General features: G+C 30.6%; 27 protein-coding genes, 2 tRNA genes and 1 riboswitch. Of the genes, 8 read left to right on the top strand and 21 right to left on the bottom strand.

Annotated elements, in window-relative coordinates:
• Positions 1-33: 33 nt before the first annotated feature.
• Entirely contained in the window at positions 34-993 is a 960-nt protein-coding gene (locus tag IDG63_RS08475) for an ABC transporter substrate-binding protein (RefSeq protein ID WP_001081344.1), read from the bottom strand.
• A gap of 487 nt (positions 994-1,480) precedes the next feature.
• Here IDG63_RS08475 and IDG63_RS08470 point away from each other — a divergent pair, with 487 nt between their 5' ends.
• Positions 1,481-1,837 carry a DoxX family protein gene (locus tag IDG63_RS08470; protein WP_000766009.1) on the top strand — a complete coding sequence of 119 codons (357 nt, stop codon included), beginning with the start codon at positions 1,481-1,483 and terminating at the stop codon, positions 1,835-1,837.
• Between the two features lie 88 nt (positions 1,838-1,925).
• Here IDG63_RS08470 and IDG63_RS08465 read toward each other — a convergent pair whose 3' ends face one another.
• Positions 1,926-3,407, bottom strand: a complete 1,482-nt coding sequence (locus IDG63_RS08465; protein ID WP_000719184.1) for a glycosyltransferase — start codon at positions 3,405-3,407, stop codon at positions 1,926-1,928.
• A gap of 5 nt (positions 3,408-3,412) precedes the next feature.
• Positions 3,413-3,700 (bottom strand): hypothetical protein, encoded by a 288-nt coding sequence (locus IDG63_RS08460; protein ID WP_000410720.1) that lies wholly within the window; start codon positions 3,698-3,700, stop codon positions 3,413-3,415.
• A gap of 278 nt (positions 3,701-3,978) precedes the next feature.
• On the opposite strand from IDG63_RS08460, the gene IDG63_RS08455 reads away from it, so the two are divergent.
• Positions 3,979-4,269, top strand: coding sequence for a hypothetical protein (locus tag IDG63_RS08455; protein ID WP_072361064.1), 291 nt, complete (start codon positions 3,979-3,981; stop codon positions 4,267-4,269).
• Positions 4,270-4,356: 87 nt separating this feature from the next.
• On the opposite strand, the gene IDG63_RS08450 is transcribed toward IDG63_RS08455, so the two are convergent.
• The 8 genes from IDG63_RS08450 to IDG63_RS08415 form a co-directional block, all read right to left on the bottom strand.
• The gene (locus tag IDG63_RS08450; RefSeq protein ID WP_000571167.1) at positions 4,357-4,998 is read right to left on the bottom strand and encodes an ABC transporter ATP-binding protein; all 642 of its coding nucleotides are present in this window, start codon (positions 4,996-4,998) and stop codon (positions 4,357-4,359) included.
• Entirely contained in the window at positions 4,995-5,315 is a 321-nt protein-coding gene (locus IDG63_RS08445; protein WP_000668627.1) for a YxeA family protein, read from the bottom strand. Before IDG63_RS08445 ends, IDG63_RS08450 begins: the two co-directional genes overlap by 4 nt.
• A 2-nt stretch (positions 5,316-5,317) precedes the next feature.
• Positions 5,318-7,282 (bottom strand): bacteriocin-associated integral membrane family protein, encoded by a 1,965-nt coding sequence (locus IDG63_RS08440; protein WP_000870832.1) that lies wholly within the window; start codon positions 7,280-7,282, stop codon positions 5,318-5,320.
• Between the two features lie 43 nt (positions 7,283-7,325).
• Positions 7,326-7,598, bottom strand: coding sequence for a lactococcin 972 family bacteriocin (locus IDG63_RS08435; protein ID WP_001797239.1), 273 nt, complete (start codon positions 7,596-7,598; stop codon positions 7,326-7,328).
• A gap of 9 nt (positions 7,599-7,607) precedes the next feature.
• Positions 7,608-7,709: a hypothetical protein gene (locus IDG63_RS08430; protein ID WP_031763719.1), complete on the bottom strand. Its 102-nt coding sequence runs from the start codon at positions 7,707-7,709 to the stop codon at positions 7,608-7,610.
• A 538-nt stretch (positions 7,710-8,247) separates the two neighbouring features.
• Positions 8,248-8,310 (bottom strand): hypothetical protein, encoded by a 63-nt coding sequence (locus IDG63_RS14705; RefSeq protein ID WP_228764722.1) that lies wholly within the window; start codon positions 8,308-8,310, stop codon positions 8,248-8,250.
• A 314-nt stretch (positions 8,311-8,624) separates the two neighbouring features.
• Positions 8,625-9,227 carry a CPBP family glutamic-type intramembrane protease gene (locus IDG63_RS08420; RefSeq protein WP_001033865.1) on the bottom strand — a complete coding sequence of 201 codons (603 nt, stop codon included), beginning with the start codon at positions 9,225-9,227 and terminating at the stop codon, positions 8,625-8,627.
• A 14-nt stretch (positions 9,228-9,241) separates the two neighbouring features.
• Positions 9,242-9,418 (bottom strand): YkvS family protein, encoded by a 177-nt coding sequence (locus tag IDG63_RS08415; RefSeq protein WP_000214898.1) that lies wholly within the window; start codon positions 9,416-9,418, stop codon positions 9,242-9,244.
• 198 nt (positions 9,419-9,616) lie between these two features.
• On the opposite strand from IDG63_RS08415, the gene lplA reads away from it, so the two are divergent.
• On the top strand, positions 9,617-10,603 hold the full coding sequence (gene lplA, locus IDG63_RS08410) for a lipoate--protein ligase (protein ID WP_000668818.1): 987 nt from the start codon (positions 9,617-9,619) through the stop codon (positions 10,601-10,603).
• Positions 10,604-10,683: 80 nt separating this feature from the next.
• Here the strand turns inward: lplA and IDG63_RS08405 are convergent, their stop codons facing one another.
• Positions 10,684-10,902, bottom strand: coding sequence for an IDEAL domain-containing protein (locus IDG63_RS08405; RefSeq protein ID WP_000876826.1), 219 nt, complete (start codon positions 10,900-10,902; stop codon positions 10,684-10,686).
• A gap of 209 nt (positions 10,903-11,111) precedes the next feature.
• Here IDG63_RS08405 and IDG63_RS08400 point away from each other — a divergent pair, with 209 nt between their 5' ends.
• The 3 genes from IDG63_RS08400 to IDG63_RS08390 all read left to right on the top strand — a co-directional run bounded on the left by IDG63_RS08400 (position 11,112) and on the right by IDG63_RS08390 (position 11,988).
• The gene (locus IDG63_RS08400; protein ID WP_000287265.1) at positions 11,112-11,681 is read left to right on the top strand and encodes a competence protein ComK; all 570 of its coding nucleotides are present in this window, start codon (positions 11,112-11,114) and stop codon (positions 11,679-11,681) included.
• A 141-nt stretch (positions 11,682-11,822) separates the two neighbouring features.
• Positions 11,823-11,897 (top strand) — tRNA-Asn (locus IDG63_RS08395).
• 2 nt (positions 11,898-11,899) lie between these two features.
• A tRNA-Ser gene (locus IDG63_RS08390) sits at positions 11,900-11,988 on the top strand.
• Between the two features lie 179 nt (positions 11,989-12,167).
• On the opposite strand, the gene IDG63_RS08385 is transcribed toward IDG63_RS08390, so the two are convergent.
• The 7 genes from IDG63_RS08385 to IDG63_RS08355 form a co-directional block, all read right to left on the bottom strand.
• The gene (locus IDG63_RS08385; protein ID WP_000414185.1) at positions 12,168-13,679 is read right to left on the bottom strand and encodes a bifunctional metallophosphatase/5'-nucleotidase; all 1,512 of its coding nucleotides are present in this window, start codon (positions 13,677-13,679) and stop codon (positions 12,168-12,170) included.
• A gap of 138 nt (positions 13,680-13,817) precedes the next feature.
• Positions 13,818-15,176 carry a TrkH family potassium uptake protein gene (locus tag IDG63_RS08380; RefSeq protein ID WP_000021865.1) on the bottom strand — a complete coding sequence of 453 codons (1,359 nt, stop codon included), beginning with the start codon at positions 15,174-15,176 and terminating at the stop codon, positions 13,818-13,820.
• Between the two features lie 16 nt (positions 15,177-15,192).
• Positions 15,193-17,517, bottom strand: coding sequence for a S1C family serine protease (locus IDG63_RS08375; RefSeq protein ID WP_000455278.1), 2,325 nt, complete (start codon positions 17,515-17,517; stop codon positions 15,193-15,195).
• 218 nt (positions 17,518-17,735) lie between these two features.
• Positions 17,736-18,539, bottom strand: coding sequence for a TerC family protein (locus IDG63_RS08370; protein ID WP_000928413.1), 804 nt, complete (start codon positions 18,537-18,539; stop codon positions 17,736-17,738).
• A gap of 74 nt (positions 18,540-18,613) precedes the next feature.
• A riboswitch (yybP-ykoY riboswitch) is annotated at positions 18,614-18,721 on the bottom strand.
• A 119-nt stretch (positions 18,722-18,840) separates the two neighbouring features.
• Positions 18,841-20,403: a peptide chain release factor 3 gene (locus IDG63_RS08365; protein WP_001049951.1), complete on the bottom strand. Its 1,563-nt coding sequence runs from the start codon at positions 20,401-20,403 to the stop codon at positions 18,841-18,843.
• On the bottom strand, positions 20,403-20,654 hold the full coding sequence (locus tag IDG63_RS08360) for a YueH family protein (RefSeq protein ID WP_000608862.1): 252 nt from the start codon (positions 20,652-20,654) through the stop codon (positions 20,403-20,405). Before IDG63_RS08360 ends, IDG63_RS08365 begins: the two co-directional genes overlap by 1 nt.
• The gene (locus IDG63_RS08355; protein WP_000340119.1) at positions 20,644-22,128 is read right to left on the bottom strand and encodes a UDP-N-acetylmuramoyl-L-alanyl-D-glutamate--L-lysine ligase; all 1,485 of its coding nucleotides are present in this window, start codon (positions 22,126-22,128) and stop codon (positions 20,644-20,646) included. Before IDG63_RS08355 ends, IDG63_RS08360 begins: the two co-directional genes overlap by 11 nt.
• 432 nt (positions 22,129-22,560) lie before the next feature.
• On the opposite strand from IDG63_RS08355, the gene IDG63_RS08350 reads away from it, so the two are divergent.
• Together IDG63_RS08350 and ltaA are read left to right on the top strand one after the other, a co-directional pair.
• Positions 22,561-23,736 (top strand): diglucosyl diacylglycerol synthase, encoded by a 1,176-nt coding sequence (locus tag IDG63_RS08350; RefSeq protein ID WP_000258650.1) that lies wholly within the window; start codon positions 22,561-22,563, stop codon positions 23,734-23,736.
• A complete protein-coding gene (gene ltaA / locus IDG63_RS08345; RefSeq protein ID WP_001154224.1) occupies positions 23,714-24,904 on the top strand; it encodes a lipoteichoic acid biosynthesis MFS flippase LtaA in 1,191 nt (396 codons plus the stop codon). Before IDG63_RS08350 ends, ltaA begins: the two co-directional genes overlap by 23 nt.
• A 112-nt stretch (positions 24,905-25,016) precedes the next feature.
• Here the strand turns inward: ltaA and IDG63_RS08340 are convergent, their stop codons facing one another.
• Together IDG63_RS08340 and IDG63_RS08335 are read right to left on the bottom strand one after the other, a co-directional pair.
• Positions 25,017-25,526, bottom strand: coding sequence for a YjcG family protein (locus IDG63_RS08340; protein ID WP_000600387.1), 510 nt, complete (start codon positions 25,524-25,526; stop codon positions 25,017-25,019).
• A gap of 193 nt (positions 25,527-25,719) precedes the next feature.
• Entirely contained in the window at positions 25,720-26,478 is a 759-nt protein-coding gene (locus IDG63_RS08335; protein WP_000889191.1) for an esterase family protein, read from the bottom strand.
• Positions 26,479-26,488: the final 10 nt, after the last annotated feature.

Genomic DNA, 26,488 nt, shown 5'->3' with positions numbered 1-26,488 from the left:
ACTCTTATATGATTTACGAGTAGCGCTGTATTTTTATTTTGCTTTTTCTGCAATTTTTTCTAAATCTTCTGCCATACTTTCACTTGCGATAATCCCCCTTGATTTCAACCACTTATTTCGGTCAACGTCATAAACTTTGTTATCTTTCACAGCTTTTAATGATTTCCAAACTGCAGGATCAATGAATTTCGTTCTATTTTTGTCCGTTTTTCCGTCAGTGGCTAAAATCATAACTTTTGGATTGATATTGGCAAGTTCTTCATTATTTAAATATATATAAGGACCACCCTTGCGTTCACCAACATGCGTAGTTTTGTCTTTTGTGACTTCAGGTTGAATACCCATTTTAATTAAGAATTGTCCCATAAATGTATCTTCATTATTAATAAACATACCTGCTCTTGAGATACCGAATGCAAATGCAGATTTTAACGTACTCTGTTCAATTTTCTTTCTAATCTTCGCTAATATTTTATCATGCTTTTCCAGACGCTTCTCGCCTTCTTTCTCTTTGCCTACTGCTTTAGCGACTGTTTTAAATGCTTCAATATTTGCATTATAATCTCCCGTACCGCTAACTAACATGATTGTCGGAGCAATTTTGCTCAATTCTGATTTGATTTTCTTATGTCTGCTAACATCTGCAATGATCAAATCCGGTTTTAATTTACTTATCACTTCCATATTCGGTTGCGGTCTAGATCCAACCGATTCATATGCCCCAATCTTATCTCTTACTGACTTTGTTATATTTTTACTGCTGCCATCATCTGCAATACCAACAGGTTTCATATCTAATGCTGCTAAATAATCAGCAAAACTATATTCTAATACAACAACACGTTTAGGATTTTTCTTAATTTTTTCAGTTCCTAATTCATCTTTTATTGTCGTCATTTCAGTTTTCTCTTCAGTATCTTTTTGACCACAACCCGCTACTGCTACAACTAAGATTAGCATAAACACAACTAGTTTAACGATATTCCTATTCACACATATACCTCCAAACAACTTTAGTAGAAAACTATATTATTATTTTATCATTTAATTTGTTTATGATATATTTAAGAGGTTATTATTTTTTCTTATCATAGTTGATTATCAAATCATCTTATTATAAACAGCAAATGGCCTCTAATTTTGAAGATGACTCACTGGTTAATAACACGCATTTATCTCAAACCATCATACTAATTAGCCATACTACTCTTGCAATTTCATAATAGTGTTTACGATTCATAAATAGCGATGCAATAATTAATTCATTTACCTCTAAACTTTGTACTATGCTGTGCTAATCTTTATTTATAAATACAAAATGTAACTGATGACTTAAACGTCTTTCTACAACAATTGTTCAATACAATAGAACATTTAATAAATATTTAATAATTATTTTTATAAATAATCTTTACTTTCCACATCTTTACAAATATAATTTGGACTATGTTTTAAAAATACGTATGTTGGAGGTGACATGATGAAATTAGGTATGCTTTTAATTAGATGGATGTTAGCAACATCATTCTTAGTGCATGGTACTTTGAAATTTGTTGATTTAGATGGAACAATTCACTTCTTAGGCTCTTTAGGTTTACCACCTACCATCGCAGTATTGATGTCAATTGGTGAAGTTGTTGGAGGTTTAGCACTTATTATCGGCTTTTTAACGCCTTATGTTAATGTTTTTTATATTTGTGTTATGTTAGGCTCAATCTTCACACTTAAACTTACAAGAGGATATGTAAGTGGTTATGAATTTGAAATCATACATATCGTAATGAACTTAGCTTGTATTAGTAGTTACAGCTGGAAGAAATGGCTACAATTTTATTAACTATTATTTGAGAGGACTATCCTCTCTTTTTTTGTATATATCATGCGTAAAAATCCTAGGTACTCATGAATACCTAGGATTTTTTCATTTAGCTATTGAAAAGATTTAACCATTTTTCTAATATTGATTCCGTTGAATATTTTTCTATAATGTTTTCTCTCGCTTTCGAACCAAACTCCGCTGCTAATACATCATTATTAACAAGCTGAAGTATTTTATCAGCCATGTCGTTAATATTATGGTTTTCTATTAAATAACCATTTTTATTATCTTCTATAAAATCACTTGGTCCGTATTTGATGTCAAAGGCAACAACAGGCCTTTTAGAAATCATTGCTTCTATCATACTTAACCCTTGACCTTCATATTGAGATGTAGAAACGACTAATTTAAAATCTTCCAAGCATTTTTGTGGAGTTGTTGTATATCCTTTAAGAAAAACATTTCTTTCTAAATTTTTATCTTCAATCATTTTAGCTATTTTATCTTTGACAGATCCTTCTCCATATATATGAAATTTAACAGCATTATCTTTTTTTACGACTAACTCAGCCACTTCAATAAGCAAATCAATTCGCTTCGTTGGTACCATTCTAGAAATATGACCTACGATTTTTTCAGTTTGAAAATGTTTTGGAGCATTATGTATCTTAACAAAATTGCTAATAGTGAAAATATTTTCTACATCAAATTGATTAAGAATATCTAATCTTTGTGCCTCTGTTAATACAATTACACCGTTAATTTTATTCGCATTCTCAATAATATATTTCTCACTTTTTTTAAATGCACCCGTATCATCGAAATTTTCATGATGATTAACATGAATAACGCCATATTTCTGAGCATTTTTATGATTTGTATTAAACATTTTTGGAAAACTCCCTGGTCCATCACAAATCATAATACTATCTTTAGAATCTTTTATTAGTTTTTCTAAATAGTAAACACACAGTGCTAAATTGTTTTTAAATTCTTTTTTATTAACTAACACATAAGTTTTACCTACAGCACCATTATTAGCATTAATATTCCTTGAAATATATGGGTATCCCTTTTCATCATAAAATACTTGATAACAAACTTTATTATCTACATTAAATGTTTCCTTCATATGCACTTTATTATCTATAAAACTAAACCGTTCAATTCGTTTATTATCTTTAAAGAAATCAATCACTTTTTCAGATTTACTTTTTCTAATGTAGGCAATATATGTACCAGTCGTTATATCAAAATATCTTGAAATACCTTTACTCTCTTCAATTTCAATCGTATTTTTTAGTCTTTCTGAAATATGTTTATATAACAATTTATTAGACTTAAAATGTTTATTATTTGAAATTTGTTTAAAATACTCAAATACATTATACATTTTCGTTCTTCGATCCATTTTACCTTGTTTTTTCAAAGCTTTAATAATTTCATCATAGTTTCCTTTGTAATCGAAAGTAACAATATCAGCAGGTATGTCCGCATCATAAAACTCTTTACTTCTATTGAACATCGAAGAGGTCATACCACCTTTATTCACATCTAACTCATGTACCATCATAAATATTTTTTTCATTATAATTATTCCTTTACCTCAGTATATTTAACAATTAATTCGTTATATGTATGATAAAATTCTTCTTCAACATATAAATTATTAAGTTTATTTAAATTTAATGGGCTTATAATTGACGCAATAAAATATCCATTTAATTTTAATTTTGTATTTCCATTTTCGACTTCTATAGTTGGCTCTATCTGCTCATAATTTTTAAATATATCGTCAATGACTTTTATGTTTTCATTTAACTGATTAGTATCTAATTTTAATACATTCGCATTATCGTAATTGAAAATCCCCTTTTCCATAGCGCACCTCTTAATAACAAAATTGTTTTACAAAATAATTTTATACTTCACAACGCTATTAATCAACTGTAAATACAATAATTAAATATTGTTATTATAATTATTTGCATGATAAAAATAATAATATCACGCATAATTTTAAATAATCTAATTTATCTAATTTTGCTACATTCTTTTGCAGAGTGTTATAAATATACCAACTACCAAAAACAATTCAATTTAATTTCAAATTCTTCTACCGCACAATTTAATTTTATTGTATGATGTATTTAAAATGATTGTTTTACGCATATCATTTTAAAATGAAAATTGGAGGTGTAATTTTGACTAGAACTTATAATATTATTGGTATCCTTTCTTGTCTTATATCTTTTATTATTATGGCGTTACCAATGATTTGGTACACAGCTTCAGCATTATGGTTCTTCCCAGGTGCAATCATGATATTGTTGTTATCTTTAGTCATTGTTTTTTGCTATATTAAAACGAAAAATCAATTACATTTATTACTAATCGTATTAAATATTATTATATTGCTTTTTTTCAGTTTGCCGTTGTTACTTTCATAACTTAGTAACACAGTATAAAAGCCAATCAAACGGAGTGTTGAAGTCAACATTTCCCATTGATTGGCTTTTAATTTTATCTTTTGGATATCACATAGATGCTACTTTACTATACTGTTCTAAATCTATTATTTCGTCACATTGATTTGCAATAGCCATATCATGTGTTGCTAAAATCAGCACTTTATTTTCATCGACCAAATCAAATAATGATTGAATAATCATCTGTCCTGTTTTAGGATCTAACGCACCCGTTGGTTCATCAGCTAACATAACAATCGGATCTTTTAACATCATTCTAATTAAAGCGACACGTTGTTGTTCACCTCCACTTAGCGTATGAACTTTTCTTTTTAAACTGTTTGACAGACCAAACTGTTCTATATAACGTATCTTTAATTGTTCTTTTTCTTTCTTACTTATTTTTTTATATGCTAATCCAATATCTAAATTTTCATTTACTGTCAAATTATCGATTAATCCATAATTTTGAAATAAATATCCTAATTTATCTCTGTAAAAATTAGATTTAAATTGTTCTAATTGACCATTAAAATAGACATATTGTTTCCCCGTTTTTTCAAGTCCAGCAATAGTATTTAATAATGTAGATTTACCGCATCCACTTTTACCAATAAGTGCATATGATTTTCCACATTGAAATTTCAAATTAAGTTTCTTCAAAATATGTATATTACCTTTTTGTATGGTTAAATCTTTTAATTCTATCATTCTTGTCTTACCTCTTTTGGTATATCCTCTTTTTCAACATATGTGATCGATATGACATATTGCCCTTTATGCTTTATTTCGACATACGTTCTACTAGGTGAAAATCCATTAAATGTTAATTTATAATCAAGCTTTTCCCCTCTTTCACTATAAGCCGTAATATTAACATATTGTTGCGTACCTTTTGGCACTTTGGCATAACTATACTCCGTTTTTAAGAAAGGATTAAAACGATCAAGTATAGGATGATGTATGATTGTAAAAGCAATAGTAATGGATACGATTAATCCTAATAATATTGCAATGATAAATTTCATAGTTAAAACTCCTTGATAACTTCATTAAAACGTCGGCCATGATAGTATAGGCTGCAAATCTGCAATAATATTTGAACGACAAGAATCGTTGCAAATATCATCATTATATACTGAGAATGTAAAATTACATTCGTCAATATTCCAATAAAAACAACAACTATATTATTTATTAATAAGTATTGGTAATTGGCTCTTAATGTTGAATAACCATATAGCTTTTTGATTACGAGTAATTTTCGATGCTGTTCAAAATAATATTTCACATCAAATAAAATAATAATTATTAAAATGATTGCGATAATGATTTGTGAAAAGTTGAGTACTGTTAATTTCAAATTGTTTTCATGATACATTTCCATCACGCTATCTTTATAATTGGTTATTCCACTGATTTCCCCATCAAGATGATACTTTTCAATATTTTTTACTAGCGCGTCATAATTTTTGAATAAATACCCGCCTTGACTGATCATGGCATAATAAAAATCATTCGATAAATCTGATGCCTGAACATTCACAATGATTGGCGCCTCTATAAATGACAAATGGCGACTATCTCGTGCATCAAATGAAAAAATTCGATAATCATTTTTGTTGATAAACTGTATAGATAACTTATTCTCTTTATTATTTTTATTTTGTACAAATTCAAACCATGAATGATATGCTTGATTGATTTCATTACGCATTGCATGAAACTTTTGTGGAATAATTACTTCGACATTATTTTTTTGATTTTTTATCGGAATATCAGGTTGAAACTGCTTGTAATAAATCGACCAGAACTGATTATTTACTAATATTACATTCCCCTCATCAGGCGAAAAGTTGTCATTGTCAACGGAGTCACCCTTTGGTTTGAATAAAATCGCATTATTTTCTGCTTCACTAGCCTTTACTAATTGTTCTGATCGCAGCATATTATCAATCAAACTTTGTTTCGTTTCGTGATAAGGTGCAAATTCAATCGTGTAATAATCATCTAATACATTCCAATATTTCTCAGTTTCCTTTATTTTATTCAAATCTTTAATAACACTAGTATTTTCTATCATTACACTAGCTATTAGTACTAAGAGAATACTTTTACAAACTGTATTAATAAAACGAATTGTTTTAAAGTGCTGCTTACCTTTAATCATATTAGCAATATTTAAATTTAGTAACATTAAGAAAGTCCATAAATTAATAACACTAATCGTTAAAATGAAAAGACATGAAAGCAGAACTAATCTTAATATGAATAAATCTAAATTACCCGTGTAATTTAATATCCAAAGTACACTTGTAGTTAAAAGAATTTGAGTTATGATTAACGTTACCCAATACGTGCATTTTTTTGAAAAATTTTCAAAAATTATTTTTCTTAATGTAAAACCATTTAAATACTTAATCGCATACGCTTTGAAATTAATGTTCTTTTCGAAAATATAATAAATAAAATAAACGATTAAAAGTGCGGATAACGGAACTTCTATATTCATTTGTTTAATGACACCAACGGCAATCATCATATGATCTATTTTGTATGATTCAGCAGTAACACCATATTCTTTTAAAAAATTTATGAATTTAGATACGTCAAAATTTTTGTCTTTTACAAAATAACTTCCTTTGATATCTTTTTTTAATAATTCGTCGTCACTTAAATAATGAATGTTATATTTAGCGTTAAAAGGAGTGATAGTTGTTGCTTTTGATTTATTAAATACATATATATCTTTATCTACGTTTTTGTTTGTATAATTTGAAGTTGATTTATAGATTGCTACGTTCTCATTTTTAGCGAATTGATTTATACGTTTATAAATCTCATTTTTACTATATTTTTTATTCCAGTCAGTTACCGCTATAGGGTATTTAGTATCAGGCAATATTTCTTCGTTTTCTTTATATGTATAAACAAATAACAATATAGCAATCAGAATGAAGGTTGTAACATCAAGTATTAATTTGAACCATTTCATGTTGTACCTCTTGCGTTGTTTATTTTCTATGATTTTTTAGTATTTAATAAATGTTATAATACGCTCTATTGACCCAGCAATTATGTTTAGTAGCTGATGCTTTTGCTTTTACACCAGCTCTTGTATAACCACTAAATGATCTATATTTTCCAATAGCTGTTGCACCATGTCCTTTATGACCATGATAATAATAAGACCAAACATACTTACTGCCGACACCGTGACTCCAAGTGCCTCCTTCTGCGTATTCTGTAGATGCATAAGCTGCTGTTGATAATCCAAGTGCTAAAGTTAAATATAATATAGTGCCAAAAATTTTATTCTTCTATAAAAACACCTCTTCATATTTAATCCATATCTCTTTTTCGTTATTTATACAGAATTTTCTGAAAATAGTCAAGGTTAATTTATTTGCTACAAATTTCAACCACTTTATGTTAAATGGACATCAAAGTATAATTGTATTATTGTTAAATTGCGCAGTGCATAAATAGACGACATGCAGGAACATGTCCCCTATTGAACCCGTTAAAAAGACGGTGACTAAATGAGATTTTCTTTAACCATCATTCGTTGTCAAAGTTTTGAAATGATGGTTGTTTTTTATTGTTTAAATTAATCATTGCGACTTCTATATCAATGAAAGTTATATTAATATATGAACTTCATTACATATTCAATAGAAATCACTTATTTATAAGTACTACCATATAATCATAATTGATTTCTACCACAGTATGATTTTCCTTTCAAATCTGACATGTTTAGCAGGCAATATACGGAAAATACTTCAAAATTTTGTTACACATCTAATAAAAATAGACAATTAAATAAAAGATATGTTACTATAAAAATGTAAAAAGACGACATGCAGGAACATGTCGCCTAATGAGCCCGTTAAAAAGACGGTGACTAAATGAGATTTTCTTTAACCATCATTCTATGTCAAAGTTTTGAAATGATGGTTATTTTTTATTGCTTAAATTTATTATTGCTACTACTATACCAATGAAAGTGACGATAAACATACCGAAACTTAACATTAAATGTAATGCGTTTGCAATAGATATCACAATAGGCTTTTCCTTTCAAAAGTGTTAAGTAATGCCATAGGCACCACCCCCCTTTACTCAGATAGCCACCATCAATTCAACTTGCCCACAAAATATTATACTATTTTTATAAAATATTTAGTAATAAAAACTGACTAAAATATAACCTCAATAATAACTGCTTGCCGTTAAAAATGTATACACTATAATAAAGCATGCCTTGAATCTTCGTATTGCTTTTCTAAAGCAAAAAGCTTTTCTTAGAACACAGACGTCTAAGAAAAGCTTATTTAAGCATTAAAAATTAATAACAATATAATAGCAACAATTTGCGCAACGGATGTTGTTGCTATGCGTCGAGTATACTCATAACTTAATGATAATATCACTTGTGCAACAAATATAAATGTTACTATCCACCAATTATCTAAATAAATAAATAATGAACTAGAACAAATTGCAGTTATTAATATAGCTATCCATTTCGGTATTGAAAAATGTGTTAATTCTTTTTGTAAAACAGTTCTCATATATAACTCGTGACATGGAATGACAAAAAGTAAAGTTACTAACATTTGCCACTTCCAATTGACACCTGTTCTTGCTAATTCTTTAATTAATGAACTATAACTTAAATTAGAAGTTATAAGTGAGAATAAAAGTTGAAGCATAATTAAAATAATTGCCGTAATAATACCAACACCAATTGATGTAAGCAACCGCTTAGATTCAATATCTCTTTGATAAAATACATAACTGATACCAGCAATTAGCATTATACCTGTATATAAATACCAGTATTCTTGGTGTTCGCCCCACATAATAAATAATATGAGATGAAATATAATGAAACTTATAATAAACCAAGTTAAAGCCTTCGAGATTTTATTCATTATAACTTACCTTCTTATTCAACAATCTTATATCGTTTATGATTGATAACAGTTTTTTCCGGTAAATCAAGGTCATTAAAATTTTCCATAATTGTTAAGTCAACAATAACAGAGTTATCGTTGATTTTTTCAACACGACCTCTTAATCCATCCATAAACTCAACAATGTTACCCACTTCTGCAACAGTCATTTTAAGTCCTCCTTAAATCATAACTAAATTATATTGTACTAAAATTCACTTAACAAATAAACTATTAACAATCAAAAATAATAAAATGTAACTTTAAGCCGATATTTAGAATAATTTGTGAGTATATAATTGGCATTTTGAGCAAAGTTAAGGCATAAATAAGTAGAGAATATATATAGATATAAGGGAGAGATTGTAATGAAATTCATTAGTAATAATAATATTACAGATCCAACTTTAAACTTAGCAATGGAAGAATATGTTTTAAAAAATTTACCAGCAGAAGAAAGTTACTTTTTATTTTACATAAATAGACCATCTATCATTGTTGGAAAGAATCAAAATACGATAGAGGAAGTAAATCAGACATATATAGATGCTCATAACATCGATGTAGTTAGAAGAATTTCTGGTGGTGGCGCTGTTTATCATGATACTGGCAATTTAAACTTTAGTTTTATAACAGATGATGATGGTAACAGTTTCCACAATTTCCAAAAATTCACTGAACCAATTGTTCAAGCATTACAATCTTTAGGCGTAAATGCTGAATTAACTGGTCGTAACGATATTCAAGTTGGACAAGCGAAAATCTCAGGGAATGCTATGGTTAAAGTTAAAAATAGAATGTTTAGTCATGGTACGTTGATGTTAAATAGTGATTTAGACGAAGTTCAGAATGCACTAAAAGTTAATCCAGCTAAGATTAAATCAAAAGGTATTAAATCTGTTCGTAAACGAGTAGCAAACATTCAAGAATTTTTAAATGACCCTTTAGAAATTGAAGAATTTAAAAAAATCATCTTGAAAACTATCTTTGGAGAAACTGAAGTAGAAGAATATAAATTAACGGATGAAGATTGGGAAAATATTGAAAAGTTAAGTAACGACAAATATAGAACTTGGGCATGGAATTATGGTAGAAACCCTAAATATAACTTTGAACGCGAGGAAAAATTTGAAAAAGGATTTGTACAAATTAAGTTTGATGTTAAACGAGGTAAAATCGAACATGCAAAAATTTTCGGTGATTTCTTTGGTGTCGGAGATGTCACTGATCTTGAAAATGCATTAGTTGGCTGTCTACACGACTTTGAGCACATAGAAGAAGCACTATCAGAATATGATTTATATCATTATTTCGGTGACATAGATAGACATGAATTAATTAGATTAATGTCATAAACGATTAAAGGACTATTCTTACATGTATGAGATGTTAAGAATAGTCCTTTTATGATTGCGTTATGGAATTCGAATCAATGTTATTCACCGAGAAATGCCTCCAAATTTTTGTATTCTGCCGTATATTGATTAAATGCTGCTTCATCTTTATTGACGAGTGCGTCATCTATAAGTTCTATGAGCTGTCGTTTTCTTACCTCTCGAAGTGCTTCATTGATAATTAATTCAATACCCAAATCATTGACAGTTGTGACAAACGCTTCTAAAGTTGTATGTTTAACATTAGTATTGTATTTCATAGAAACCACTACCTTTCTTTAATTTATAATAAGTATACATTTTTCTAATTTTGAAATCAATGAATATTCTGACTATTAGTTAAAAATTATTGTACATTTTCACCAAAATAATAACTTGACAACTCAGAATTTTATTATAAAATATCTTTATATCATTAATTGTATTTTTATATTAATGGTTTAAAACTTAATAAAGCGAGGTTTTGCTTATGTATTCTCAAAATATTTATGTGATACGCAAAGGAGACATGGTTATTCGACCAGCATTTGATGATGACGATCAAAGAAACGGTAGTGAAATAATTCGGTTTGACAAAACGCGTATTCAAAATCCTTTTAAAGTCCAGAAAATCATTGAACGCTCTTGCAAATTTTATGGTAATACTTATCTTGGCAAGAAAGCAGAGACAAACCGCATTACTGGCATTTCTAGTAAACCACCTATTTTACTAACACCATTATTTCCAACTTATTTTTTCCCAACACATTCTGACAGACAAAATGAAAATATTTGGTTAAATATGCATTATATCGAAAGTATTAAAGAATTAAAAAATCGTAAATGTAAAGTGACATTTATTAATAATGAATCTATCATTCTTCATGTTTCATACCACAGTTTATGGCATCAATATAACAATTCCATTTTTTACTATTACATGGTAGATAAACAATCTCGCATGATATCAAAAAATCCCGACCAACCAATAGATTATAATAAAGCCACATTGAATGTGTTTGAAGCATTGACACGCTATTCTTTATTTGAAGATAAATAAATTGTTTATTTTTAAAATATGCGGAATGTTTTATAAATATAGTGTAAATGTTCTGCATATTTTTTTAAGGTATCTATTGCAAATTAACTTAATCTTGTTATAATAATATTTGTGCTTGATATTCAAACACATACAAATTAATCCACAGTAGCTCAGTGGTAGAGCTATCGGCTGTTAACCGATCGGTCGTAGGTTCGAGTCCTACCTGTGGAGCCATTGGAAACGTACTCAAGTTGGCTGAAGAGGCGCCCCTGCTAAGGGTGTAGGTCGCGAAAGCGGCGCGAGGGTTCGAATCCCTCCGTTTCCGTTACTTGCTAAAATGGTATATACCATTTTAGCTTTTTTGTTTACTTATATATAATGAATGAGAATTTCACTGTTCTTTTATATCAATTTTAAAATTCTAAAAACCTTTCCTAGATAATCTTCTCTAAGAAAGGTTTTTATACTTGTTGAACTTATAATTAATTTATTACATAGCAATATTTACCTGTTTTTAACTACAAAATTATCACTACATGAAATACGATAATTCGGATCTCTTAACTTCTCTGCAATTAATGTACTCATTGTTTCATCGTACGATTCATGTATAATAGCATTTTTTAAATAATTCTTGTAGTTACGATAACAATAGTCAGTCATTGTAACTCTATAACTCTTAGTCAAATCAATTTGATCTAACATTACTCGTTGCCCAGGTTCTTGATTCATATCAATCTCATAATTGAATCCTTGCCACATTGTACATAACGTTTCATCAATAATTGTTAAGCTTAATTGCTCGTTAACAAAATCTAAATGTGAATAACTATACTCCAATATATCTTTGATATTTTGACCACTAATTGTCATATCCATTGGCTTATCTGGATATGGGTATGCATGATACAAATCTTCATTTCGAATCTGTCCACTCAACCCCTTCTCTCCGTTCATAGGCACGTGGACACATGTTATATCATTATCAAATGCAAGCTGAATTGCATCATGTAATAATTGCGAAAATGGATGTGTTTGACAGACTAAATCTTGTAACCCATTCACTGATAACATCAAACCTTTATCACTTATGATTTCCTGTGACCAATAAGCCACTGCTTTTCTATCATAGAATGTTAAATCTAATAATTCTTGATCCTCTTCATACTCATTTAAGTCAATCACTTTAGAATCAATGCTTTCAACATCATAAGTTGTTGTTCTCTTTTTAAAATTAATCGAAAGATGTACAAGCTCTTTGGCATCCTGACCAGCCTGAACATAATACGTTTCATGATCTTGACCTACTATTGTTTGATGCTGATGAGCTGTAATCATTAAATCTATAACACCGAGTTCTTCCATTAATTTTTCAGCTTCATTCGAACTTGCCTTTTTATTTTTCGTGCTATTACTAATTTTATTCAATCCACCATGATAAATTACAATCAAAAAATCTGGCTCTTCAACTTCATGGATATATCTAATCCAACGTTTTGATGCCACTAATGTCTTTTCAATAGATACATCTTGCTCCATTTCAGAATACTCATTTTCCATTAAACCATCTGCTGTGACGCCTACGATAGCAATTTTTAAGTCACCAAAATGTTTAATACAATATGGAGTTGAAAAATAAGGCTCCTTAGTAACATTGTATTCAATATTTGCTGATAACCATGGAAAACGTGCCAAAGCAATTGAACGAGTTAAAAATGATAAACCAAACTTGAATTCACTTGGACTCACACCGCTAGCATCATAATGCATTCTGTTCATCAACTTTATCATTGGATGTCGTTTATAAGGTGCAACAATAGCATAATAATAGGCCGCTAACGAGCCAGCTAAACTTCCGCCACTATCTAATAAAATGACGCGATGATTTTGTGCTCTTACTTGGTTAACATAAGTACCAGCTCTATAAATATTTGAACCATAATCACCATTTAAGAAATGACTATGCATATCTGACGTAGTTAAAATCTCTACATTAATGTTTTCATTTTTTTCCATCATGTTACACCTCTCATTGTTACTAGTTTACCATTTTCGAAACCAATCGTCTTATAAAATAAGTTAAAAATACAAACTAAAAAAGCAATCTAAGTTCCAGTTAAAATCTACATTAACTAAACTTAGATTGCTATTATATTATCCTATTTGAATACGTTCTTTTGGATAATGGAATTTATCTGGTTCTCGACGTCCTGCTATCATAATGATAAATGATATTAAGCCAACACGTCCTATAAACATGAGTACCATTAGTACGACCTTAGAAATATCACTAATATCACTTGTGACACCAAGCGATAGTCCACAAGTTCCAAATGCAGACATGACTTCAAAAAATACTTGTAAAAATGTAAGCTTACCATTTTCAGTAGCTGATATAATTAGCATTCCTAAAAATGTTAAAATTGTCGCCATTGTAAATACTGCAAATGAACGTTGAATATCCATAATGTGTACTTCTCTATTGTAAACTTTAATGGATGTTTTATCGGCATTATTACTAAAGTTAATTAAAAACAAAATTAAAATAGCGAAAGTTGTTGTACGAATACCGCCACCAACCGAACTTGGCGAAGATCCTATAAACATTAAAATACCCATGATAATATTAGTGGGGTCACTTAGTGTTGTCACATCAATTGTTTGAAGACCCGCACTTCTTGTAGTCGCTGATTGAAACAGCGAATAGAATAACGATTGATGCCAACTTAATCCTTTGAACGCATGGTTATGTTCAAATAATAGAATGGCTAATACCCCAACAATAAATAGGAATAAATATGTTGATGTCGTAATTTTAGTAAATAATGAAAATCTAAAATTAGTAACCCTATTTTGAATATAAGCTTTAACTTCTAATAATACTGGGAAGCCGATTGATCCTAAAATTATTAAAAATATAACTATCGCTTGTACAAAATAATCATGTGCATAAGGAATTAATGACTTACCTGTAATATCTAATCCACCATTGGTAGTGGCAGAAATAGAAACAAAAACACCTTGCATGATTGCATATTTTAAATCTGGATTATCTCGATAAAAGTAAAATGCTAATAACATGGCTCCTACGAGTTCGATTACAAATATTGATTTTACAATATCAATAATCAATTTGACGGTACCACTCATTGTGTTTTTGTTATTATCTAACATAATTAACTGACGTTCTCTAATTCCAATATGTTTACCTAGTACCACCCATAACATCGTACCAATTGCCATGACGCCAATTCCACCAATATTTAATATCACGAGGATAATTAATTGTCCAAATGTAGAATAGGTATCGACAATACTTATCGGAGACAATCCAGTAACACTAATTCCGGATACGGCAACAAATAATGTGTCAATTGGATTTACTTCTACACCTGGTTTATGAACATACGGTAAGTTTAATAATAAAAATGCAATGACAATTGCGACGATATAGTACAATACAATACCTTGTTGAGGGCTTGATCTTTTTAAAAACTGGCTAAAAATTGACACGTTGTTCACCTCAACATTATTTTAGTTTAATATTAATTTCTTTCTCTTTACCATCTCTATAAATCTTCGCTGTAATTGATTTCAAGTCATCTTTATGACTAAATATAATCTGCCTAAAGCGTAAATCATCTTCTAAAAGTTTGCCATCTAATTCAGTAATTACATCACCTTTTTTCAGACCAGATTGATCTGCTAAACCATTGTTGTCAACTTGATCTACAACAACACCGTTCTTAACTTTTCCTGGCAATTTAACTGCTTGTCTTTCAAAACTATTTAGACTGGCAATATTCTTCATTTTAACACCTACATCGGGATAGTCAATTTTACCTTTTGTTTCTAAATCTTTTACAATCTTTTGTACTTCATTAACAGGTATTGCAAATGACATATTTTCAACGTTTGGCATACTAATTTTAGCTGCAACTACACCTATTAATTTTCCTTCTCTATTGACGACAGCACCACCCGAGTTACCTGGATTTACTGATGCATCAATTTGGAAAGCTTTCATCAACATATCATATTTATTATCTTTATCGAAATCAATAGGAACATTTCTGTTCAGACCTGAAATAATACCTTCTGTCACAGTGCCTTTAAAGTCTACACCAAGTGGATTACCTACGACTAATATTGGCTCTCCTAACACTAAATTATTTGAATCTCCAATAGCTATCTCTTTCACTGAACTGTCTGAAGAAGTTGCTTTAACAACAGCTAAATCTGACCATTTATCTTTACCAAGCACTTTCCCAACAACACTTTTATTATTCGAGAAAGTTATTTTTTGATTTTCTTTATCACCGACAACGTGTGCATTCGTAACAATATATAACGTATCTCCAGATTTTTTATATACAACACCTGATCCCACTTCGTCTTGAGATGCTTTATCTTTAGGTAATGATGAATCTTTTGATGTTTCATTTTCAACTGTAACGACCGATTTAACTGTGTTATTGGCATTTTTCATCGTTGTCGTATATTTTTGAGCATCTGCATCATTATTATCATTCATGCGATCATTTTTGTTCACATTATTAAAAATGGCATTCAAAATAACAATTAGAATAATAATACCCATTAGAATAACTAATTTAGGCCAATACATCATCCAAAACTTTTTCAAAATGTCACTATAATTATTATTCGTAGCGCGCCCTTTGTTCAATTTTGATGTAGCCTTTTTTTGATTATTATTTGCCGATGTCTTTGTATTTGTTTTTTGACCGTTTAATTTATCATGGTCATTAATAGAAATATTTCTTTTTTCAGTGCTACGATGAGATGCAGTTGACTGACTTTGATATCCCACCGTTTCAGACGAGTCTGCATTTTGTTTATGTTTATCTTCAACATGAATTTTTTCATCAAGTTTTCGATCGTCATCTGTTTTTGATAATGATGGTGTATTGATATCATTATCAGGATTATCGTCAACAATATGATTTTCTCTCATGACGTTATCTTTATCATCACTTATCGATGGTATATGATGACTTAAATCATTTTCATGATTAGACTTGTCATTTTGTTCGCTATCACCATATGTATAGGTTTTTGTTTGCTCATTTTGACTTTGCTGTCTTTTCAATTTCTGTTCTTCCGGTAAAGTTAATGGCTTCTGATTATTTACTTCATCATCAGATTCCGACAATTTTGGTACTGTATTTGATTTGTCTGATATTACTTCAGATTTCAGATTACTACTTTTATTTCCATCTGAACTGTCTTTTTTTATTTTCTCTGTCTGCATCGAGCTGTCTGAATCAGTTCTTGAAGACTCAGAATCAATTCTAGTCTCTTTATCATGTTCTGAAGGTTTAGAAAGTACATGTTGCTCTTCATGACCAACTTTGTTTTTATCTGAACTTAGCTTTCTCATTTCAGTTGATTCTACTTTATCGGTTGATTTAGTTGATAAAGTCGCTTCAGAATTTTGCTCATAATATTTTGATTTCTCTGTATCTTGGTCCACTGAATCTAATGAATTTTGTTTTTTAGATACATCGTCTGTTAAATAATGATCTCTGTTATATGCTGACTTACTATCCTGATTACTTTTACTTTCTTCAGCTTTATTCTCATTAACATCACGGTTTCTCTGTTCTAAATGCGATGATAAACTATTTTTAAAACGTTCGTGCTTATCAATTGAATCTTTATGTATTTGCTTATCTGCTTTTTTTGATGTTGTATTATCTATATTTTGTTTATCTTGATGTTGATTTAAATTTTCTTCTCTGTCTTCGTTGTGGAAGAATTCACGACGCTTACGTCGGTACTGACTTTTAGGAATTACATGTTTTTTACCAATATCCACTAATGTCCACTCCATTCAATAAAATCACTTATCATTATGACACATTAACACCTAATTTGCTTTAAAATCTATATAATTTCTATTGAAAAAATGCTAAATATAAAAGGCACATTTTCTTAATACTATATCGCATCTTTTGATTCACATTCTTCAAAATCCATTTTTCATAAATCACTCAATTAAATGAAAAAGGACAACCTTAAACTAAATTAAGATTGTCCGCTTCACATCAATTATTTATGCGATTTTTTATTTTTAACAACTGAACCTAACCAACCGATAATTACTAATCCAATTAGTACTGTCCAGAAAATAGATTGCCATAATACGCCATGTGGGAAGTGCTCAGGCAATACAGCGATGTCTGGGTGCGCTAATACCATGACAACTAATTTAACACCTACCCAACCAACGATCGCGAAGGCTGCACCTTCAAGTCCTGGATATTTGTTTAATAGCTCTACAAACCATGTTGCTGCATAACGCATTAGAATAACACCAATCATTCCACCTAGGAACATGACTACGAACTGACCTAAGTCCATACCACCAAAGTGAATACCAACTTTAGGAAGTGTTACAGCAATAGCTAAAGCAGCAAGCATAGAATCAATGGCAAATGCGATATCTGCAAATTCTATTTTCAACACAGTTCCCCAGAATGATTTGTTACTTGCTTTAATCTCTTCACCAGATTCATCATAATGATGATCATCTCCAGCTTCAGGACTTTCAATTTCTGGGTGTTTAAAGAACTGCCACAGATTTTTGATTGACATATAAATTAAGTAAACCGCTCCTGCAGCTTGAATAAACCAAAAGTTCGCGATAATACTAATTAAGAATAATGCTAAAAATCTAAATACAAATGCACCTAACAAACCGTAAAACAAAGCTTTTTTACGTTGTTCGGGTGGTAAGTGCTTAACCATTACAGCCATAACAATCGCGTTATCTGCTGCTAATAAGCCTTCTAAAAATACTAAAACGACAAGTACCCATAAATAAGGTAAGATCAAACTTGGATCCATTAACATGTACAACTCCTTTAAATAAATAAGTTAAGTACAAACAAAAAGACCTATGCTAAATAAATAGCAAAGGTCTCACTAAGCAATTTAAATTGCCCACTTTACCGGAAGATATCTTCGTAATGACGATAAAGTGTCGAATCATTTATACGGTCATGATTCTTAAGTTACTCCCCTCTGACAAAATGCCATAGGTTATTCATTTGATACATCATAGTATACCTTTTTCTTTTAAAATATACAATTTATTTTTCTTCAACGAAACAATTATTTTTAATGTAACAAATTCGATTATACAATTGAGCTGTTAAAGTAAACTATACAATTTAATTTCAGGGAATTTCTCTTCAAACCATCTTGTTGCAAATTCATTTTCAAATAAGAATACTAAATCGTCATATCTATCTTTCACTAAAATCGATCTTGATGTGTTCATCTTATCTGTAATTTGGTCTTCATTTTCAATCCAACGTGCAATTTTACGGCCTACTGGCTCCATAACAACATCAACATTATATTCGTTTTTCATTCTATGTTCGAAAACTTCAAATTGTAACTGACCAACAGCACCTAAAATAATTTGGTTTGTGTGTAATGTTTTATAGTATTGAATCGCACCTTCTTGTACTAATTGTTCAATACCTTTATGGAAATGCTTCTGTTTCATGACGTTTTTAGCAGAAACTTTCATAAAAATTTCTGGCGTAAATTGTGGTAAATCTTGGAAACTGTAGGTTTGTTTTCCACCAACTAAAGTATCTCCAATTTGATAATTACCAGTATCATATAGTCCAATGATATCGCCTGCTACAGCATGATTCACAGTTTCTTTATCGTCTGCCATAAATGACGTTGAACGTGTGATCTTTTGCTTTTTATTAGTACGTTGCAAAGTAACATCCATACCACGTTCAAATGCACCACTAACGACACGCATAAAGGCAATTCTATCACGGTGTTTAGGGTCCATGTTGGCTTGAATTTTAAAGATAAATCCTGAAAATGAATCATCAAACGGGCTTACTTCAACGTCTTCTTTTGTTTGTCTCGCATTTGGCATTGGCGCAAAATCAACATATGCATTTAAGAAATTTTGTACACCAAAGTTAGCTAAAGCTGAACCGAAAAATACAGGTGTTAAGTCTCCACTCAACAGCGCGTCATTATCAAAGGCTTCACCCGCTTCTTCAACCAACATTAATTCTTCAATCGCTTGTTCAAAAGCACTATCATTTGTAATTGCATGATCTTCTTCCAACTCAAAATCATCATTCAAATGTAATATATTTTCTTCATCTCTAAATGGTTCAATTGTTTTAGACTTTCTATCAATGATGCCAAAGAAACTTTGTCCCATACCAATTGGCCAATTCATAGGGTATGTTTCAATATTTAATGTCTCTTCGATTTCATCTAATAATTCAAATGGTTCTTTACCTACTCGGTCTAATTTATTAATGAATGTAAAGATTGGAATACCACGCATTTTACAAACTTTAAATAACTTCAATGTTTGTGGTTCAATACCTTTTGCACAGTCTATGACCATGACAGCACTGTCAACTGCCATTAATGTTCTATACGTATCTTCTGAAAAGTCTTCATGTCCTGGTGTATCTAAGATATTGATTTTATAATCATCGTAATCAAATTGCATTACTGAACTAGTTACAGAAATACCACGCTCTTGTTCAACTTTCATCCAGTCACTTGTCGCAAATTTACCAGTCTTCTTCCCTTTAACTGTACCCGCTTCACGAATAGCACCACTGAAGTACAATAGTTTTTCAGTTAACGTTGTTTTCCCTGCATCGGGATGTGAAATAATCGCAAAAGTCTTTCTAGACTCAACTTCTTGCTTTAAGTTCATTAGTCTTTCTCCTTTTTATATGTTTCTATCCAATCTGTTAGTTGTGATGCAATCGATTCTGCCTCTTCCTCTTCTTTAAAAACAAACAATTGCATGAGTATTGCTTCAAAACAAGTTTCTTCATCTAATGTCATTGCCATCTGATATGACCAAAACCAATCTGGTATAGCAATGATTATCTGGTTATTTAATGCTTCGAATAAATAAACATCAATAGTTTTACCTTCATCAATAAATCTTTTATTGATCAACAGGGCCACCACCGAACTTTTTGTAAGCTGCTTCAAGGCCAATTAAATCATCTCGATGTGGCACCTTAATATGCCCTGGCATGATTTGATATGGTTCTCTTCCTTTTGATGCTAAAACGACAGTATCCCCAGGCTCAGCTATGTCAATTGCATGTTTTATCCCTTCTGCACGATCATCAAATTCAATATAGTTTTGATGTGTTGCACCTTTGGCTAATTCTGCCGTTAACATTTTCGGGTCATCATTTGCCGGATTATCCGGTGTGAAAATGACATAATCTGCACGACAGGCAACTCGCCCCATTTCAGGCGTTTTAGTTAAATCACGTTCGCCTGCCATACCAACTAAAAATATCAACTTTTGCTTTACAAAAGGCTGTACTGCATCAATTAATTTGTTCATACCATCAGCTGTATGTGCATAATCGATAATTAAATCAATAGGTAACGAAGGATCTAAAACTTCTAATCGCCCTTCAACAGGTTCTAAATTTTCAACAGCTTTAATAATCGTTTCTAAAGATGTACCTTTACTCCACACCGCAATCATTGCCGCCATAATATTAGAAATATTAAACTTACCAACATAAGGCGATTTTACTGGGTAAGTTCCAAAAGGCGTTACAAAATCAAAGCTGACACCTTGTAAAGATTCTTGAATATTTTTAGCCATAAATTGGGCTTCCTCATCAATTCCATAACTAAATACTTCATAAGGCGTCACTGTTCTTAAATACTCAGAAAATGAATCGTCATTGTTTAACACGACATACTTTTCTTTCGACAAATCTTCACCTAATTGACTAAACAATAAAGACTTCGCGTGTCCGTATGCTTCCATTGTGCCATGAAAATCTAAATGGTCTTGTGTTAAATTTGAAAATATTGCAACGTCAAATTCAACGCCTCGCAGTCGTCCTAATACTAAGCCATGGCTTGATACTTCTAATGTCATAGATTCAGCGCCTGCATCAACTGCTTCTTTAATTTTCTTAGTTAAAGAAACTGTTTCTGGTGTCGTATTTGCACCTTTTGTCTTTGTTTCATTAATTTGGAAACCATTAGTTCCTAAATATGCACTATTTTTTTGTAACTTTCTTTGAATTAAATGAATCATCGTCGCAATAGAAGTTTTACCATTTGTACCCGTTACACCAAATGTCACTAACTGATGACTCGGATAATCATATAATGTGTGTGCTAGAATACTAGCTACTCTTAATGTGTCCGGCACAACCACTTGTGTTACGTTAGCTGGTAATGATTGTTCTTTATTGACCACTACCAACTTACACCCTTGATCAGCTACATTTTGACAGAACTTATGACTGTCTACAGTATATCCAACTGAAGCGACAAAAATGCTACCTTCTCTCGCTGTACGTGAATCAGTAGTGATATCATCTATTTGTTGTTCTAAAGAACCCAATACACGCTTTACTTTTACTTTCTTAAACAACGTACTTGCATCCAAACTGAACCGCTCCTTTTTCTACAATATGTTTATTATACACGTTTTGTTGATGTTAATAAATTTATAATTTCACTGTTATATCCTACTAATCAGCATTTTCTAATTTCTACTATTAAAAATAAAACATACGGTATTATGAATTAGTTTTACAATTATGGCTCATCTTAAATTATTAAAACCATCTTGTAACATGGTATAATATCATAATTGTTTCCAAAAATATGCTATAATTGTATACTGGATAATTTTAAATATACAAATAAAACATAGAACAATAAATTGCTTTATAAAATAACGTTTTATTTTGTATCAATTCATCTATAGATTAAAATTGCTATAAATGTAACGACTTTGCGTCTTTATTTCTTTTATAATGCCGTAAAATAAGTTACACTTAAATAAAATTTTCAAACTAACGGAGGGTGGCTATTAATGGTTACTCAAAATAAAAAGATATTGATTATTACTGGCTCATTCGGTAACGGTCATATGCAAGTTACACAGAGTATCGTTAATCAACTTAATGATATGAATCTAGACCATTTAAGCGTCATTGAGCACGATTTATTTATGGAAGCTCATCCAATTTTGACTTCTATTTGTAAAAAATGGTATATCAATAGCTTTAAATATTTTAGAAATATGTACAAAGGGTTTTATTACAGCCGCCCAGATAAACTAGACAAATGTTTTTACAAATACTATGGACTTAATAAGTTAATTAATTTATTGATAAAAGAAAAGCCAGATTTAATATTATTAACGTTTCCTACACCAGTTATGTCGGTACTAACTGAGCAATTTAACATTAATATTCCAGTTGCTACAGTGATGACAGACTATCGCTTACATAAAAACTGGATTACGCCGTATTCAACAAGATATTATGTGGCAACAAAAGAAACGAAACAAGACTTCATAGACGTAGGTATTGATCCTTCAACAGTTAAAGTGACAGGTATTCCTATTGATAACAAATTTGAAACGCCTATTAATCAAAAGCAGTGGTTAATAGACAACAACTTAGATCCAGATAAGCAAACTATTTTAATGTCAGCTGGTGCATTTGGTGTATCTAAAGGTTTTGACACGATGATTACTGATATATTAGCGAAAAGTGCAAATGCACAAGTAGTTATGATTTGTGGTAAGAGCAAAGAGCTAAAGCGTTCTTTAACAGCTAAGTTTAAATCTAACGAGAATGTATTGATTCTAGGTTATACCAAACACATGAATGAATGGATGGCATCAAGTCAACTTATGATTACGAAACCTGGTGGTATCACAATAACTGAAGGTTTCGCCCGTTGTATTCCAATGATTTTCCTAAATCCTGCACCTGGTCAAGAGCTTGAAAATGCCCTTTACTTTGAAGAAAAAGGTTTTGGTAAAATCGCTGATACTCCAGAAGAAGCAATAAAAATTGTAGCAAGTTTAACTAACGGTAATGAGCAATTAACTAACATGATTAGTACAATGGAACAAGATAAAATTAAGTATGCTACACAGACAATATGTCGAGACTTACTTGATTTAATCGGTCATTCATCACAACCACAAGAGATTTATGGAAAGGTTCCTTTATATGCAAGATTCTTCGTTAAATAATTACGCTAATCATAAAAATTTCATTTTAATGCTTATTATCTTATTTTTAATGGAATTTGCGAGAGGCATGTATATCCTAAGCTATATTAATTTCTTGCCAACAGTTACATCCATTGCTGTAGCAATAACGTCTCTAGCATTTTCAATACATTTTATTGCTGATGCATCTACAAACTTTGTTATAGGATTTTTACTGAAAAAATTCGGCACAAAAATCGTTTTAACGACTGGATTTATTTTAGCATTTACAAGTTTATTTTTAGTTATTTGGTTTCCAGCATCACCTTTTGTAATCATATTTAGTGCTATGATGCTCGGTATTGCAGTTAGTCCTATTTGGGTCATTATGTTATCCAGTGTTGAAGAAGATAAACGTGGCAAACAAATGGGCTATGTTTATTTTTCATGGTTGTTAGGCCTATTGGTAGGTATGGTTTTTATGAATCTACTTATCAAAGTGCACCCAACACGCTTTGCCTTCATGATGTCTTTAGTCGTTTTAATTGCATGGATATTATATTATTTTGTCGATGTAAAGTTAACAAATTATAATACTCGTCCAGTTAAAGCTCAATTGAGACAAATTGTTGATGTGACAAAGCGCCATTTATTGTTGTTCCCTGGTATTCTTTTACAAGGTGCCGCAATTGCTGCCCTAGTTCCTATATTACCAACATATGCTACTAAGGTTATTAACGTAAGCACAATTGAATATACTGTTGCAATCATTATTGGTGGTATCGGCTGTGCAGTTTCGATGCTATTTTTATCGAAACTAATAGATAACCGCAGCAGAAACTTTATGTATGGTGTTATTCTAAGCGGATTTATTTTATACATGATATTAATTTTTACTCTATCTATGATTGTTAATATTCACATCGTGTGGATTATCGCTTTAGCTATCGGTCTAATGTATGGCATCTTATTACCAGCATGGAATACCTTTATGGCACGATTTATCAAATCAGATGAACAAGAAGAAACTTGGGGTGTTTTTAATAGTATCCAAGGATTCGGCTCAATGATAGGGCCATTATTTGGCGGATTAATTACACAATTTACCAACAATTTAAACAATACATTTTATTTCTCGGCATTAATCTTTTTAGTCTTAGCTGTATTTTATGGAAGCTACTTTATAGCAAATAGAGAAAAAGCTAAGTAAGGTTAAAACGTATTTTAAAATAAAGAAAATGGTCATTTTTATTACATTCAATAAAAATGACCATTTTCTTATTAATTCAAACATACTACGATTAACAATACTATTATGTTACTTAAGCTAATTTAAACGTTTCAATAACTTTCCATTTATCTTCGTCATCGTCAAAACGTAACAAAGTTAATTCATCGATAATTTCTTTATGGTCTACCCCAGCTAATGCTACTTGACCAAAAATATCTTCGAATTCTTGGCTAGATAGTCCTTGTGCTATTGTAAAGTGTGGCACAAAAACATGTTCAGCTTCTCCATAGAAATCTTCTCCATTAAAGCGATTAAACAATTCTTCTAAGTCGTCCGTCTTCGCAACTTTAAAGTAAATCACATTGTTCGTTGGTTTGAAGCTAGAAGCTTTTGTAGCATGAACTTCTACTGCTGGTATACCATTAATACGAGCTCTAACCTGTTCAATGACAGAATCTAAATCACCATCTTCAATTTCAAATGGCGCTTTAATTGTCACATGTGGTTTAATTCGTGAATACTGTTTATCATATCTTTTACGGTAAGAATCCACCGCTTCTTGAAATGACTTTGATGGAATTAATGCTAATCCTAAAATCATCTGAATTCCTCCTTTGTTTAACCTATTGCTATTATATCAAATTTCTTTGAAAACCGTTACATTAAAAATAATTCATTATACATCTTTTGCAATTTCGACAAATTTAAATTAAATCAAACAGTAAAATCTTTTATAAATTATATTATAGACCAAACTATATGAAGACAATTCATACTAAATCTACTAATGTAAATTACTCATAATGTTGATCATCTGTGTTTTTACGTAAAAAATACAATAATATATCTGACAGCAATGGTTTCCAATCTTTCCATTGGTGACCACCTTCAAATTCATCGTAATAATAAGTTATATTATATTTCTTAATTTGTTCAGCTAATTCTCTATTCGGTGTTAAGAAATCGGCACGCTTACCATTTGTTGGTAAAGTGAAATCTTTTTCATCTAGACCAATGACATGCCAAATTGTCAATTGTTCTTTATTAGCACATTGATTTAGCTTATCTAATACTTTTTCATCTGAATGTGGACTTAACATTGCTACACGACTAAAAATCGTTGGATAGGTCAACGCCGTTAATAAGGTAATACTACCCGCTAAACTATCCCCTACTAATAACCTTGCATTACCTACTTTCAGTGTAGAAAACGTCGAGTCAATAAATGGCAATATTTCTTTACCGACTGATTGAATAGTTAAATGAGAACGACTTCCTTGTGGATGAAATTCCTCTCTACGCTTATCAACGTCTTCATAATGGAATCCAACAATGATCGCATCATCAATACGCGCTTCTTTGATTAACGATTCATATGTACGTTGTATTCTCCCGAAACGTAAAAAATCTAATCCGTCAAAGCAAAGAATGACATTATATTTAACAAGTTGATTATAAGATTCTGGTAAATAAATACTTAACGTGACATCTCTATTTAAAATATTACTATATAAAACATGTTTATTAATCTTACCAGTTTTAAATTCCAACATAAAAAAGTGC

The sequence above is a fragment of the Staphylococcus sp. EG-SA-14 genome (assembly GCF_017151935.1).
Lineage (GTDB): Bacteria > Bacillota > Bacilli > Staphylococcales > Staphylococcaceae > Staphylococcus > Staphylococcus aureus.
This window is presented reverse-complemented; position numbering and strand designations above follow the sequence as displayed.

Coding starts and splice junctions, on each gene's coding strand:
- IDG63_RS08405 (WP_000876826.1), bottom strand. CDS start 10,902: ATGAAATACAATACTAATGTTAAACATACAACTTTAGAAGCGTTTGTC.
- ltaA (WP_001154224.1), top strand. CDS start 23,714: ATGCAAGATTCTTCGTTAAATAATTACGCTAATCATAAAAATTTCATT.
- IDG63_RS08350 (WP_000258650.1), top strand. CDS start 22,561: ATGGTTACTCAAAATAAAAAGATATTGATTATTACTGGCTCATTCGGT.
- IDG63_RS08460 (WP_000410720.1), bottom strand. CDS start 3,700: ATGGAAAAGGGGATTTTCAATTACGATAATGCGAATGTATTAAAATTA.
- IDG63_RS08335 (WP_000889191.1), bottom strand. CDS start 26,478: ATGTTGGAATTTAAAACTGGTAAGATTAATAAACATGTTTTATATAGT.
- IDG63_RS08420 (WP_001033865.1), bottom strand. CDS start 9,227: ATGAATAAAATCTCGAAGGCTTTAACTTGGTTTATTATAAGTTTCATT.
- IDG63_RS08465 (WP_000719184.1), bottom strand. CDS start 3,407: ATGAAAAAAATATTTATGATGGTACATGAGTTAGATGTGAATAAAGGT.
- IDG63_RS08340 (WP_000600387.1), bottom strand. CDS start 25,526: ATGATTTTAGGATTAGCATTAATTCCATCAAAGTCATTTCAAGAAGCG.
- IDG63_RS08445 (WP_000668627.1), bottom strand. CDS start 5,315: ATGAAATTTATCATTGCAATATTATTAGGATTAATCGTATCCATTACT.
- IDG63_RS08400 (WP_000287265.1), top strand. CDS start 11,112: ATGTATTCTCAAAATATTTATGTGATACGCAAAGGAGACATGGTTATT.
- IDG63_RS08370 (WP_000928413.1), bottom strand. CDS start 18,539: ATGTTAATGGATCCAAGTTTGATCTTACCTTATTTATGGGTACTTGTC.
- IDG63_RS08375 (WP_000455278.1), bottom strand. CDS start 17,517: ATGGAGTGGACATTAGTGGATATTGGTAAAAAACATGTAATTCCTAAA.
- IDG63_RS08385 (WP_000414185.1), bottom strand. CDS start 13,679: ATGGAAAAAAATGAAAACATTAATGTAGAGATTTTAACTACGTCAGAT.
- lplA (WP_000668818.1), top strand. CDS start 9,617: ATGAAATTCATTAGTAATAATAATATTACAGATCCAACTTTAAACTTA.
- IDG63_RS08365 (WP_001049951.1), bottom strand. CDS start 20,403: ATGAACTTAAAGCAAGAAGTTGAGTCTAGAAAGACTTTTGCGATTATT.
- IDG63_RS08450 (WP_000571167.1), bottom strand. CDS start 4,998: ATGATAGAATTAAAAGATTTAACCATACAAAAAGGTAATATACATATT.
- IDG63_RS08470 (WP_000766009.1), top strand. CDS start 1,481: ATGAAATTAGGTATGCTTTTAATTAGATGGATGTTAGCAACATCATTC.
- IDG63_RS08440 (WP_000870832.1), bottom strand. CDS start 7,282: ATGAAATGGTTCAAATTAATACTTGATGTTACAACCTTCATTCTGATT.
- IDG63_RS08415 (WP_000214898.1), bottom strand. CDS start 9,418: ATGACTGTTGCAGAAGTGGGTAACATTGTTGAGTTTATGGATGGATTA.